Here is a 13123-nt window from a genome sequence, read left to right on the forward strand (position 1 = left end):
AATTACCTCGGGTTTATTGAATTACTTATAATCTTTCTTAATTACATTTGGCGTAATGCATTAATACGCTTATCTAATGGTGGGTGACTCATTAATAATTCCATTAACGTGTGCTTACCATTAATACCAAAAGCCATCATAGAACCTTCTAACTGAGATTCTTGACCTGTACGTAATCTTTCTAAGGCTGCAATCATTTTCTCTTTACCAACAAGCTGTGCTGCACCTGCATCGGCATAAAATTCACGATGACGGCTAAACCACATTGTTAAGAAGCTAGCTAAGAAACCAAATGCAATTTCAAGAATAGTCGATACGATAAAGTAAGTCATAAAGCTACCGCCTTCACCCTCACCTTCTTCATCACTTGATGTAAAGCCACTTACTGCATTTGCAATCATTCGAGATAAGAAGATAACGAACGTATTCACAACACCTTGCATTAATGTCATTGTGATCATATCGCCATTCGCAATATGGCTCACTTCATGGGCAAGAACCGCTTCAGCTTCATCACGAGTCATACTGTGAAGTAACCCTGTTGAGACTGCGACCAATGAATCATCGCGCTTAGCACCAGTAGCAAAAGCATTCATGTCTGGTGAATCATAAATAGCAACGGTTGGCATACCAATACCAACTTGTTGAGCCTGACGCGAAACCGTTTCTAGTAACCAATGCTCTGTTTCATTACGTGGTTGCTCAATAACTTCACCACCAACAGAGCGTAACGCCATTGATTTTGACATCATTAAAGAGACTAATGAACCACCAAAACCAAATAATACTGCCATAACTAGTAAGCCTGATAGGCTACCTTGCTGAATCCCCGTAACCGCATAAACAATATTCAACACAATGCTGAATACGATCATTACCGCTAAGTTTGTTGCTAAAAACAGCGCAATACGCTTCATTTATTGTTTCTCCAATATATTAATAAATTCTACTCATTTATTGTATTTTGTTGAGTAGATACCATAAGTGCAAAGCACACACTTTGGATATAAGCATAAGATAGTGTCATTTAATTCAAATACAAGGGGTTGACGTACTTTGATACACTTTCTTAGTATCTATTTACCTTTATTCATTACTTTTTTATTTTATACGCTCGTTAAACCACCCCAATAGTTAGACTTTGGTCGTATTGCGATATACACGGTTTAGCTTTACCTTGGTTTTAATGATTTAAAGTAAGCAATGTTCAAGGATTTAACATGACTGAAAAAGAAACTTATTTGATGGCAATTGATATGCTTTGTTGCCATTTGGGGTTATCAAAAGAAGAGGCTCAAAAGCAGCTAGGCATTCATTCTTCTGCTGATTTAGAAACTCAAATTCTAGAGACTCAAGAAGCATTAATGGGGCTCAATCAATAATATTGATTCTCTTTTATTCCATAATAAAAAAAGCGGCTCACTAGTATTTAGTGAGCCGCTTTTTACATTCGTTTTTTATTAGAAAACTATGCAGTAACTGTTGCTGCTTCTTTAGCTTTCATTTCACCAACAGGTAATACAGTACGACCGTATTCACCGTTAATTACTTGAGCCATAGAGAAGTACATTGCACTTAAACCACAGAACAGACCAACGTAACCAGCCATGTGGCCGATGAATACGCTACCTGTGAAATCGCGAGCTGAAAGCAATGCGAATAAAATAGTTAATGTACCAAATACCACTTGCTTAGCGCGTGGGTAGTTAAATGTACCTAAGAATAAGAAGAACGTTAGTACGCCCCACATTGCTAAGTACCAACCCATGAATACTGCTGATGTTGCTTGACCAAGGCCCATTTCTGGCATAAGGATTAAGCCAACAAGAGATAACCAGAAGAAACCGTAAGAAGTAAACGCTGTAGTACCAAACGTGTTACCTTTTTTATACTCCATGATGCCTGCAATTACTTGCGCGATACCACCGTAAAAAATACCCATAGATAAAATAGCAGTATTTAATGGAAAGAAACCTGCATTATGTAGGTTTAGTAGCACAGTTGTCATACCAAAAGCCATTAGGCCTAATGGTGCTGGATTTGCAAGTTTGCTTGACATGCCGAAGCCTCAAAAAAAAGTGTAATGATTAAAAAAGTGTTTAGGACGCGCATTCTATTTACGCGCGTTGAATATCACAACTACCAATTATGGAATCTTACATTTCATTTATATCATTCCTAAAATTGAGCCACTTTATTACTCATTAATAACAACAAATCTTGTTTTTTCTCTTCTCTTTTAGACTCTCTACACGTTTGCGATTACACTAGATAATCTGCTTTATTTATAGAGAACCTCCATGGAACTGGTCTTTTCCCTACTACAGCAATTAAGCGTTTACCTCGTATTAGCTTATCTATTAAGTAAGACTCCCTTATTTCTTCCTATTACGACTATTTCAGGGCGTTGGAGCCACCGTTTCCTTTGCTATATCATCTTTTCTGGCTTCTGTATTCTCGGAACGTATTTTGGCCTTGCGATTCAAGATGCAATTGCAAATACTCGAGCTATTGGTGCGGTAATGGGAGGTGTTCTTGGCGGACCTTTAGTGGGTTTCTTTGTTGGACTTACTGGTGGTTTGCATCGCTACTCAATGGGCGGATTTACCGACCTTGCTTGTGCAATATCAACGACAGCAGAAGGCCTATTAGGTGGATTATTCCACTTATATTTCTTGCGTAAAAATCAAATAGAACAGTTATTTAGACCAAGAACGGTTCTTATGATTGCATTTATCGCCGAACTACTGCAAATGACAATTATTCTAGTTGTCGCAAAACCATTCGATCAAGCATACGACCTTGTCTCTTCTATCGTTTTACCCATGGTAGTTGCTAACTCCATAGGTGCCGCTATGTTCATGAGTATTATCCAAGATAGAAAAGCTATCTATGAAAAATATTCTGCGGCATTTTCAAATAAAGCTTTAAATATTGCCCAACGCTCTGTTGGTATCTTAAGCCAAGGATTCAATCAAGAAAACAGCGAGCAAATTGCAAAAATCATTTATGAAGAGACCGGGGTTGGCGCAGTTTCTATTACCGATAAAGAAAAAATATTAGCCTTTATTGGTATCGGAGATGACCATCACCTACCTGGTACTCCTATCGCATCGGATTACACCAGAGAGGCAATAACACAGAGCAAAGTAATGTATATCGATGGAGATGAATTTCCTTATCAATGCTCGATTGATGATAAGTGTAAACTGGGTTCAGCACTGGTTATTCCACTTATTGGGGCAAATAATGAGGTAATTGGTACCATTAAACTGTATGAACCAAAACGGAAATTATTTTCCTATATCAACCTAACATTAGGCGAAGGGATTGCTAAATTACTCTCTAACCAGATTCTAACTGGCCGATATTTACAACAACAAACACTACTAACCCAGGCTGAATTACGTTTATTGCAGGCTCAAGTAAATCCTCATTTCTTATTTAATGCCCTAAATACGATCAGTGCAGTTATACGACGAGATCCAAACAGAGCAAGGGAGCTGATCCAGCATTTATCTCAATTTTTCCGTCGAAATTTAAAACAGAACTTTGAGCAAGTCACCTTAAAAGAAGAGTTACATCACGTACAATCCTATTTAGAAATAGAATTAGCACGTTTTGCTGACAGATTAACCGTTAATATGGATATTGATGAGCGTTTGTATTCATTACAACTGCCAACTTTCACTTTGCAACCTCTCGTTGAAAATGCGATTAAACATGGAACCTCTAATATGTTTGAAGCTGGTGAAATAACAATTAAAGCTTACCTCTCCCATCATCAAGTGATTTTAGAGGTAATAGACAATGCAGGTCTGTATATAGAGCAAGAAAGCAGCGATGGATTAGGTACAACCATTGTAGATAAACGTTTAAAAAACCAATTTGGTGATGCGTTTGGATTAACGCTATCTTGCATTGAAAATCAGCAAACCAAAGCCACCATCCATTTGCCACTAGAGACAATAAATAATGCTTAAAGCCATTGTGATTGACGACGAACTTTTTGCTCGTGAAGAGTTAATAGAACAACTTAATGAAATTGGTCACATTGAGGTTATTGCTGAATGCGGTAACGCTATTGATGGGCTAAAGCAAATTAATCAATTAAAACCTGATGTCGTCTTCCTTGATATTCAAATGCCTAAAATCACGGGAATGGATTTAATCAGTATGCTTGATCCTGACACCATGCCAAATGTGGTTTTTGTTACTGCGTATGATGAGTTTGCCGTTAAAGCATTTGAAGATAATGCTTTTGACTATTTACTCAAACCAATCGAGCCTTGCCGCCTTAAAAAAACAGTGAAACGATTATTAGCAGCAGGGACCAAACAAGACCTATCTCCTATCGCACAAACAAAGATCGAATTAATTCCCTGCTCTGGACACAATCGAATTCTTCTTTTACCTGCACAAGATCTTGAAGTTGCAAGCATTCAAGCTTCGGGGGTTCAACTACTAACAAAAACAGAAACCGCTTGTACGCAATTAACATTAAAAGTGTTAGAAGAAAAAACACCGTTAATTCGTTGCCATCGCCAGTTTTTAATTAACCCTCACTTTATACGAGAGATTAAATTGCACGATAATGGAACCAGTGACATCGTGACTCAAAGTGGTCATATCGCTCAAGTAAGTCGCCGTTATTTAAAAGAAATCAAAGAACGTCTTGGTATTCAACATTGATAATACTCATTAACATTCACTACTGAATATTATCCAAAACCACTTAACATTAAATAGTACCGCTTAACCTCTTATCACAACCACTCACCTTTTTTGGGCGTGAACTCTTTACGCCCATCAGTATGATGACCAACATATTAATTTGTCTATTTAACCAATAATTCAAACAAGGAATAAATTATGGTTTGGTTTCTAACCTGTGTCGCTGCACTTATCGGTGGTTACTTCATTTACGGTGCATTTATTGAAAAAGTCTTTGGGATTAAAGAAGACAGAAAAACCCCCGCTCACACAAAAACAGACGGTGTAGACTTTGTTCCAATGTCGACACCAAAAGTATACCTAGTTCAACTTCTAAATATTGCAGGCGTCGGTCCAATTTTTGGCCCAATTATGGGTGCCCTTTACGGCCCTGCAGCTATGTTATGGATTGTACTTGGTTGTATTTTTGCAGGTGCGGTACACGATTACTTCTCAGGTATGCTCTCTATTCGTAATGGTGGTGCTTCTGTTCCTACTATTACAGGTAAGTACCTAGGCAATGGTGCAAAACACTTCATGAACGTGTTCGCGATTGTTCTATTGCTTCTTGTTGGTGTGGTATTCGTATCTGCTCCTGCAAGCATGCTAACCAACCTAATGAATGATCAATTTGATTTAGGCATCACAATGACGGCCATGGTTGTTATCATTTTTGGTTACTACATCTTAGCGACAATTGTACCTGTTGATAAAATCATCGGACGTTTCTACCCGCTATTTGGTGCTCTGTTAATATTCATGTCTGTTGGCTTGATTTCAGCAATCGCACTATCGAGTGACCATTCAGTACTTGGCGGTTATGAGCCAAGTGAAATGTTCACCAACATGAACCCGAACGACTTACCATTGTGGCCAGCACTATTTATCACTATCGCTTGTGGTGCTATCTCTGGTTTTCACGCAACACAATCACCTTTAATGGCGCGTTGTATGGAAAATGAAAAGAATGGTCGTTTTGTATTCTACGGCGCAATGATTGGTGAAGGTATTATCGCACTGATCTGGTGTGCTATTGCCCTGTCTTTCTTTGATGGTATTGAAGCACTTCAAGCAGCGGTTGCAAACGGTGGTCCAGGTAACGTAGTTTACGCATCATCATTCGGTCTTTTAGGTACATTTGGTGGCATCCTAGCGTTCTTAGGTGTAGTTATTCTACCGATTACTTCTGGTGATACTGCATTCCGTTCAAGTCGTTTAATCCTTGCTGAATACTTCAACATGGAACAAAAGACACTACGTAACCGCCTGTTAATGGCACTACCTTTGTTCGTTCTTGGTGGTATCTTAACTCAAGTAGATTTCGGAATTATCTGGCGCTACTTCGGTTTTGCTAACCAAACAACAGCAGTCATGATGTTATGGACAGCGTCTGCTTACCTACTTCGTCACAACAAGTTACATTGGGTTGCGACGGTACCAGCGGTATTCATGACAAGCGTATGTATCACATTCATTTTAAATAACAGTCAACTTGGTTTTGGCTTACCGATGACACTATCAACCATTACAGGTGTGGTTTCAGCGTTTGTAATTGCTGGTTTGATTATTGTGAAATCAAAAGGCAAAGGTGAGATTGATTCAGAAGAAGAGAGTCTACAATCGTAAACTAATGTTATAACTTTCCCCCTATAGCTTTAGACTTAAAACCGGACCATTTATTGTGGTTCGGTTTTTTAATGTCTAAATAAAAAACGCTAGCGATTGTTATCACTGGCATTTTTATCATTTATTTATTAAGAGCGTTACTTTTGTTTCGCAGCGATTGCGGCGTAATCACCTAATAACTTAGATAAAATCGGTAACCAATTTAACGCATCTGTTGGTGGCTTAGCTAAAATCTGTTCAACCAATTCACAATGCTCTTCTAATGAAACCGCTTCTTCTAGATTAAATAACATTGCATAAGCATGCCATAAAACAAGACGCATCATACGAAGGCTATTTTGTTGTGAATTATCAGACTCAGAAAATGCGTGAGTCACTTCACCAAGAGCAACAGCAGTAAGACGAAGCATGGCATCTAGTTGAGCCGTTTGCATACGATCTTGATCTGCGGTTTCTTCTTGTTCAAACGTAAAGATCTCTTTTATGGTTTCTTCAGGTACCATGCGACTGATCACACGATGGCTGAACTCTTCAAGATCATGACGTGGCATGGTTACTAAACAAGAGAAAGTATAATCACGTTCCATTTTACTCTCCTATTTTTTAAGCTTAGTAATACCAGCTTTCTTTTGAATTACATTTTTCAAACGCATACGGCGTTCAGCAGAAGACTGATCTTGGTTCACATTAGTTGCATTATTTGTACGACCTTTACGATCTCTAAACCCTGCTTTCGTGTTCACTTTCTCAATATAAGATTCACGGCTCTTTGGTTCATAACCCGGTTGCTCTACACGGTGAATACGCTGTTGAATTAACGTTTCAACTTGAACGACTGTCAGTTCTTCTTCACGGCTAACAAAAGAGATCGCATGACCTTTTTTACCTGCACGACCTGTACGACCAATGCGGTGAACATAATCTTCTGCCAAGAAAGGCATATCGTAGTTAATTACGTGTGGTAAATCGGCAATATCAAGACCGCGCGCAGCAACATCAGTTGCAACCATTACACGTGCTTTACCTTCTTTAAACTCTTCTAATGCACGACGACGAGCACTTTGTGCTTTATCACCATGACAGATAACTGCTTTAATACCATCAAGTTTAAGTTCTTTAACAATATTATTTGCTGTTTCTTTATAGTTTACAAATACCAGAACTTGCTGCCAGTTTTTACGGCCAATCAACTCTGATAGTAATTCTGTTTTACGTTCTTCATCTACAGGATAAACAACGTGAGCAATCGTTGATGCTGTCATATTTTCGCGGTCAACCGAAACTCGTTTTGGACGACGTAAAATATCACTCGCTAATTTGTTCATTTGCGCAGACGACGTTGCTGAGAACAACATGATTTGTGGAGCGGTATTCACTTCCATCATGATGTTACGGATAGCATTAACAAAGCCCATATCTAACATACGGTCGGCTTCATCAAATACTAAAAATTCTAGACTCGCGATAGAGATGTTGCCTTCTTCGATATGCTCTTGAAGACGACCAGGAGTCGCAACCAAGATATCAACACCCGGATCCAATGCTCTCTCTTGAGAAGACATTTTCTTACCGCCAAATACTGCCGTTACTGATAATGATGTGTATTTTGTGTAATCAGCAATGTTTGATGCAATTTGCTCTGCTAGCTCACGAGTTGGCGCTAAAATTAAAGCACGAGCTGAACGACGAGTTGCTGTTTTTTTCGAATCAAGCAATTGCTGGATCACTGGCAACGCAAACGCGGCAGTTTTACCCGTACCTGTTTGAGCATTCGCAAGAATATCATGACCTTTACGTGCCAAAGGAATAGCTTTTTGCTGGATTGGGGTTAATTTTTGATAACCACATTCAGTTAATGCTTTTACGACTTCAGGTGCGAAACCTTGAGATGAAAATGACATAAAGTGGATTCCTTAAGCGAACAGTCTATGTATTCAGTGAACAATAATTTAGCCGCGCATTATAAATGATTTACGTTGAGTTAGCGCACATTTTTTGTTATTCAGTCATAAAAAAAGGCAGAAATACTGAAGTATTCCTGCCTTTTTATCTATTTCGTTTTAAAACAACCCAATTAGTGAAGTTTTAAGTTTGGACGTAGAACTCGGTTGATACGCCCTACTAGCATAATCAACGTCGTTTTAAAGAGACCATGCAGTGCAATTTGATGCATACGATATAATGAGATGTATACAACACGTGCGATACGGCCTTCAACCATCATAGAACCTTTGGTTAAATTCCCCATCAAGCTACCAACCGTTGAGAAGTTACTTAATGAAACTAAAGAACCATGATCTTTATATACGTATGGTTTCATTTCACGGTCAGTCATTTTAGCAATAATATTTTTAAACGCATGACTTGCCATTTGATGAGCAGCTTGTGCACGAGGAGGAACAAAACCACCATCGGCTTTTTCACACGATGCTAAATCACCAATAACGAAAATATCATCATCACGTGTAGTTTGTAGCGTTGGCTTAACAACAAGCTGATTAATACGGTTAGTTTCTAAACCTGCGATATCTTTCATGAAATCAGGTGCTTTAATACCTGCAGCCCATACCATGATTTGAGCAGGAATAAGCTCACCTTCTTTAGTGTGTAAGCCTTCAGAATCTGCTTTAGTTACCATCGTCATCGTTCTAACGTTCACACCAAGTTTCGTTAACTCACTGTGTGCCGCAGATGAAATACGAGGAGGCAGAGCAGGAAGAATTCGCTCACCCGCTTCAACAAGATTCACATTTAATTTTGCCGAATCTAAATCACCAAAACCATAAGCTCGTAACTCTTTAACCGCATTATGAAGCTCTGCAGATAATTCAACACCCGTAGCACCAGCACCAACAATCGCGATATCAACCGTCTTTTGTGTAGGATGAGCATGAAGCTTCAAGAACTGATTGTTCATCTCAGTACGGAAGCGATGTGCTTGTTCTGGGCTATCAAGGAAAATACAGTTTTCACGAACACCCGGAGTATTAAAGTCATTCGACGTTGAGCCAATCGCAAGGATCAGGTAATCATATTCAATTTCTCTTGTCGGAATAAGCATCTCACCATGCTCATCTTTAATTTCAGCCAGAGTAATGAATTTACGGTCACGATTAATGTCGCACAAACTACCCATTTGGAAATCAAAAGAGTGATTCTTTGCATGTGCACGGTAGCTAATGGCATCAACACCTTCATCTAAAGAACCTGTCGCCACTTCATGTAGCAGTGGTTTCCATAAATGGCTTGCTTTACGGTCTACCAATGTAACTTCAGCACGACCTTTACGACCCAGTGTACGACCAAATTTAGTAGCAAGCTCTAAACCACCAGCTCCACCACCAACAATAACAATCTTAGTCATTACAATTTTCCTCTAAAAAATAAAAAGGGGATTAATCCGATTTGATCGAATCAAAAAATTTGTGCTTTCCTGATTTTTATCATTATCAAATGAGTAAAAAATAGAAAGTCTTGAGGAAACAGTGTTTACGTTATGCAAGGTTGAGCAATTTATGCTTCTTTTCGTTGTTTTTTGCATTATATATCCCTATTTCAGATGTTATCAAGCAGATATAGATGTTATGTAGAAGATTTCTTTTGAGGTGTAAAATAAATGGGGAAATTGTTCTATTTTGTAACAGGAGGTCGTTTCTTTGGTTTAGATCAAAAAACCTCACGATATTGTGAGGTTTTTATTATGTTAAGAATGTTTTTTATTCTCAAATCGAATTTACAAAAACAGCTTTTAAATCAATGTTTCTGCTTCTTTAAATACTTTCATTGCCTGCAGATGTTGAGAGATTTTCTTAAACTTATGCGTTTCGTTTTCATCCCAAATAATTTGATAATAAGGTTCTAACTCCGTAGCCGTTGCCGAATTATCACGAATTTCATCACTTTTAGATAAAATACATAAACAATTTTCTTTGTTTTTATTACGGAACTTCTCAACACACTTAGTTGCTATATCGGCATATTCTTCAGGACGATCAATTCGACCTTCCATATTAACTTCTGGGTGTAAGTTAGGATTAAAAATAACCTGACGAATACCACATAAGAAACCAATACGTTCAGCCCAAAAACCACCTAGACCAACACCACAAATGATAGGATTTGGATCGCCAGCTTGCTCAATGACCTTATACACTTCTTTTAATAAATGCTGCATATCATGCTTAGGATGCAGAGTACTGTAATTAATGAAACGTACATCTTCATCGATAAATTGAAGTTGCATCACCTTCTCATGATTACCAGGGCTTGTTGAGTCAAAGCCGTGAAGATAAATAATCATGTGTTCCCCCTGTTTCCTGAATAAGAATTTTCCATATAAGTAATTTTAATCTACCATGAAATTTAAGGTTTTAAAGCTCTTAACTTGAACAATAATGAGAACAGTGATCTACCCTAGATTATTACCGATTTATTTCTGCATTAACGGTAATAATTCTTTTAACTTACTCATTTCTCGTTCTGCCAACTCTTTATAACAACTGTCTTTAAGTAATTGATAGCCTAATGCAAACCATAAAGCCCCCATAAAGCATACCCAAGGCGTCCAATATGCCACCGCTTTTTGCCAAGGTTCAATATCAAAATTACGCTGTAAACAGTAATTATGAATAACGTCATCAGCATTAAACTGATTCGCAATAATCATAGTGGTTAAATCTTGACTCGGGTCACCAATAGAGGCGTATTCCCAATCAATCAAACCATAACCCTCTTCTCTTACAATAATATTATAAGCGCCAATATCGTAATGACATAAACAAGGAACAAACAAAGCGTGCTCTTCTTGTTGAGAGAAATAGTCAACGTACGTCTGCATTTCTAACGTTTGGAACTTCGGCTGTAATGATCCCCAATAATCTAAGATACGAGATTTCAAACTCATCACTTCATTTTTAATGTCGTCATTGAAATCGTTTATTGCTAATTGGTGAACAGAGACCAGTAAACTAACTGCAGCACCTTGAGCTTTATCAAGAGCAATAACATCGCCATTCAACCATTCGACTAATAAACCATATTCATTCGAACTATGTACCTTTGGAGTAAAAGGGACTGCATGTAGCGCAGTTAATATCTCTCGTTCTTTATTTCTATCAGCACCAAGTAACTTCGCTTGTGTTGACACCGGACGCCAAACAAAAGTCCCCTCTTTCGCTTCAACTTTCAAACAAGCATTGGTTAATCCACCAGTAAGCAAAGATGCCTTATAAAAAGTTAATCCAAAGTCATTAAAATTAATATCCATCATCCTACTCATAAAGTATCGCAATAACATAGTGTTAGGCCAGTCTATCACAACTGCATATTCTGTTTAATTTAGTCTCAAAATTGCAGCATGAATTGATTTTATATTATTCATAATTATATCTATTCAAACTTGGATTTTTGGATTAATATCCGCGCCCTACGCGTCTCTTGAGAGTTAACTACAATACAGTGTCTCACCTGACGTATTTATTACATACCTTTCCAAATAAGCGGTTAATCAAACACTTAAAGTAGACTGGTGTTATTTTGGATAGACTATAATGTCCTCTAACGCTTTATATACTGATTTATCTGGCTATTACGATTTAATGTGTGCTGATATCGATTATCAAGAGCAAAGTAACTTTGTTCGTCGTATACATCAAATTTTTGGTAATCATGGAAGAGATTATCTTGATTTAGCTTGTGGTACTGGCCCACACGTTAAACATTTTATTAATTACGGATATCAAGCGAAGGGCTTAGACATTAACCAACCTATGCTTGATCTTGCAAAGTTGCGAAATCCTGATGCTGAGTTTATTTTGCATGACATGAGTAACTTTACTGTTGATGAACCTTTAGACTTAATCACCTGTTTTCTTTATTCAATTCATTACAATGCAAATATTGAAAAGTTAACAGAATGTATTGCAAGCGTTCATGCGGCATTAAAAACAGATGGCGTATTCTGCTTTAACTCGGTAGCAAGAAATAAGATTGATAATCGCTCATTTGTAAAGCACCCAGCAGAACATGAAGGCAGCCAATTTACGTTTCAATCAGGTTGGAATTACAGTGGCCAAGGGGATGGGCAGCATTTATTGCTAAAGATAGAGAAAACAACAGATGGCGTGACAGAAGTTTGGGATGATAAACACCCAATGGTAGCGGTCGATTTTGAGCAACTGCAAACGCTATTAGAACCATACTTTGACGTTCACTTATTTGAACATGACTATGAAAAAATCACCCCGTTAAATGAAGGTTCTGGTAACGCGATTGTGGTTTGTGTAAAAAAATAAACTCTGCGTTCAGTTTCTAAGAATATAAAAACAAAAATCCGCCAACTAAGGCGGATTTTTTATTTATATTCTTGTGCAGACTAACTGCAACACAAAAATTATAAGTAGTTAGCGTCAACTAATTCGCTGATCTCAACTTTGCTTACTTCTGCACGGCTGTCTAGCCAGTTAGCAACTAAAAGCTGCTCTTCTGCTGTTGCTGAACGGTAACGCTCAGTTGAGCATACAAAGCCTTCAAACAGCTCTAGGCCACCACCACAGAAACATAAATCAATGCTGTTGATGTAATCAATGAAATCATCTACGAATACATCGTATTGGTCAAAATCTTTAAATTCAGTTGCACAGCTTACTTCAAAACCAAGAAGCGCAAACTCGCCTAGGTATAATTTTTTACGAATACGGCGATTTTTGTTTTCTAACTTGTTAAGTTTCATAGTATTTCTCTCTTTGATTTATCTAGCACTACTTATACTCCTTTCCATCCGTTT

At 37.9% G+C, this 13123-nt stretch carries 13 protein-coding genes; 5 read left to right on the forward strand and 8 right to left on the reverse strand.

From position 1 onward, the window contains the following. Positions 1–41: 41 nt before the first annotated feature. Positions 42–917, reverse strand: coding sequence for a protease HtpX (gene htpX / locus BTO23_RS06020; protein WP_061002229.1), 876 nt, complete (start codon positions 915–917; stop codon positions 42–44). Between the two features lie 303 nt (positions 918–1220). Between htpX and BTO23_RS06025 the strand changes: the two genes are divergently transcribed. Beyond that, a complete protein-coding gene (locus BTO23_RS06025; protein ID WP_081091547.1) occupies positions 1221–1382 on the forward strand; it encodes a heat-shock protein HtpX in 162 nt (53 codons plus the stop codon). 86 nt (positions 1383–1468) lie between these two features. Here BTO23_RS06025 and BTO23_RS06030 read toward each other — a convergent pair whose 3' ends face one another. Then, complete coding sequence (locus tag BTO23_RS06030; protein ID WP_060990784.1) at positions 1469–2059, reverse strand: acetate uptake transporter; 591 nt, start codon at positions 2057–2059, stop codon at positions 1469–1471. A 241-nt stretch (positions 2060–2300) separates the two neighbouring features. Here BTO23_RS06030 and BTO23_RS06035 point away from each other — a divergent pair, with 241 nt between their 5' ends. The 3 genes from BTO23_RS06035 to BTO23_RS06045 all read left to right on the forward strand — a co-directional run bounded on the left by BTO23_RS06035 (position 2301) and on the right by BTO23_RS06045 (position 6339). After that, positions 2301–3983, forward strand: coding sequence for a sensor histidine kinase (locus BTO23_RS06035; RefSeq protein WP_061002227.1), 1683 nt, complete (start codon positions 2301–2303; stop codon positions 3981–3983). Beyond that, the gene (btsR, locus tag BTO23_RS06040; protein ID WP_105063160.1) at positions 3976–4692 is read left to right on the forward strand and encodes a two-component system response regulator BtsR; all 717 of its coding nucleotides are present in this window, start codon (positions 3976–3978) and stop codon (positions 4690–4692) included. Before BTO23_RS06035 ends, btsR begins: the two co-directional genes overlap by 8 nt. Before the next feature lie 180 nt (positions 4693–4872). Beyond that, positions 4873–6339, forward strand: coding sequence for a carbon starvation CstA family protein (locus BTO23_RS06045; RefSeq protein WP_060990781.1), 1467 nt, complete (start codon positions 4873–4875; stop codon positions 6337–6339). Between the two features lie 137 nt (positions 6340–6476). Here BTO23_RS06045 and BTO23_RS06050 read toward each other — a convergent pair whose 3' ends face one another. The 5 genes from BTO23_RS06050 to BTO23_RS06070 all read right to left on the reverse strand — a co-directional run bounded on the left by BTO23_RS06050 (position 6477) and on the right by BTO23_RS06070 (position 11608). Beyond that, positions 6477–6926, reverse strand: a complete 450-nt coding sequence (locus BTO23_RS06050) for a hypothetical protein (protein WP_060990780.1) — start codon at positions 6924–6926, stop codon at positions 6477–6479. A gap of 9 nt (positions 6927–6935) precedes the next feature. Beyond that, positions 6936–8240 carry a DEAD/DEAH box helicase gene (locus BTO23_RS06055; protein ID WP_060990779.1) on the reverse strand — a complete coding sequence of 435 codons (1305 nt, stop codon included), beginning with the start codon at positions 8238–8240 and terminating at the stop codon, positions 6936–6938. A gap of 173 nt (positions 8241–8413) precedes the next feature. After that, positions 8414–9703, reverse strand: a complete 1290-nt coding sequence (locus tag BTO23_RS06060) for an NAD(P)/FAD-dependent oxidoreductase (RefSeq protein ID WP_061011642.1) — start codon at positions 9701–9703, stop codon at positions 8414–8416. Positions 9704–10087: 384 nt separating this feature from the next. Next, positions 10088–10639, reverse strand: coding sequence for an alpha/beta hydrolase YcfP (gene ycfP / locus BTO23_RS06065; RefSeq protein ID WP_060990777.1), 552 nt, complete (start codon positions 10637–10639; stop codon positions 10088–10090). Positions 10640–10768: 129 nt separating this feature from the next. Next, a complete protein-coding gene (locus BTO23_RS06070; RefSeq protein WP_245922085.1) occupies positions 10769–11608 on the reverse strand; it encodes a phosphotransferase in 840 nt (279 codons plus the stop codon). A gap of 280 nt (positions 11609–11888) precedes the next feature. Between BTO23_RS06070 and BTO23_RS06075 the strand changes: the two genes are divergently transcribed. Further along, the gene (locus tag BTO23_RS06075) at positions 11889–12632 is read left to right on the forward strand and encodes a class I SAM-dependent DNA methyltransferase (protein WP_060990775.1); all 744 of its coding nucleotides are present in this window, start codon (positions 11889–11891) and stop codon (positions 12630–12632) included. A gap of 98 nt (positions 12633–12730) precedes the next feature. Here BTO23_RS06075 and BTO23_RS06080 read toward each other — a convergent pair whose 3' ends face one another. Then, positions 12731–13069, reverse strand: a complete 339-nt coding sequence (locus BTO23_RS06080; RefSeq protein ID WP_060990774.1) for a YggL 50S ribosome-binding family protein — start codon at positions 13067–13069, stop codon at positions 12731–12733. Between the last annotated feature and the right edge of the window lie 54 nt (positions 13070–13123).

Source organism: Aliivibrio sifiae (genome assembly GCF_002954715.1).
Taxonomy (GTDB): Bacteria; Pseudomonadota; Gammaproteobacteria; order Enterobacterales; family Vibrionaceae; genus Aliivibrio; species Aliivibrio sifiae.

Bases quoted from the DNA above. Each gene is read 5' to 3' on its own strand.
- BTO23_RS06055 (WP_060990779.1), bottom strand. From the start codon at position 8,240: ATGTCATTTTCATCTCAAGGTTTCGCACCTGAAGTCGTAAAAGCATTA.
- BTO23_RS06050 (WP_060990780.1), bottom strand. From the start codon at position 6,926: ATGGAACGTGATTATACTTTCTCTTGTTTAGTAACCATGCCACGTCAT.
- BTO23_RS06025 (WP_081091547.1), top strand. From the start codon at position 1,221: ATGACTGAAAAAGAAACTTATTTGATGGCAATTGATATGCTTTGTTGC.
- BTO23_RS06045 (WP_060990781.1), top strand. From the start codon at position 4,873: ATGGTTTGGTTTCTAACCTGTGTCGCTGCACTTATCGGTGGTTACTTC.
- BTO23_RS06075 (WP_060990775.1), top strand. From the start codon at position 11,889: ATGTCCTCTAACGCTTTATATACTGATTTATCTGGCTATTACGATTTA.
- BTO23_RS06030 (WP_060990784.1), bottom strand. From the start codon at position 2,059: ATGTCAAGCAAACTTGCAAATCCAGCACCATTAGGCCTAATGGCTTTT.
- htpX (WP_061002229.1), bottom strand. From the start codon at position 917: ATGAAGCGTATTGCGCTGTTTTTAGCAACAAACTTAGCGGTAATGATC.
- ycfP (WP_060990777.1), bottom strand. From the start codon at position 10,639: ATGATTATTTATCTTCACGGCTTTGACTCAACAAGCCCTGGTAATCAT.
- BTO23_RS06060 (WP_061011642.1), bottom strand. From the start codon at position 9,703: ATGACTAAGATTGTTATTGTTGGTGGTGGAGCTGGTGGTTTAGAGCTT.
- BTO23_RS06080 (WP_060990774.1), bottom strand. From the start codon at position 13,069: ATGAAACTTAACAAGTTAGAAAACAAAAATCGCCGTATTCGTAAAAAA.
- btsR (WP_105063160.1), top strand. From the start codon at position 3,976: ATGCTTAAAGCCATTGTGATTGACGACGAACTTTTTGCTCGTGAAGAG.
- BTO23_RS06070 (WP_245922085.1), bottom strand. From the start codon at position 11,608: ATGATGGATATTAATTTTAATGACTTTGGATTAACTTTTTATAAGGCA.
- BTO23_RS06035 (WP_061002227.1), top strand. From the start codon at position 2,301: ATGGAACTGGTCTTTTCCCTACTACAGCAATTAAGCGTTTACCTCGTA.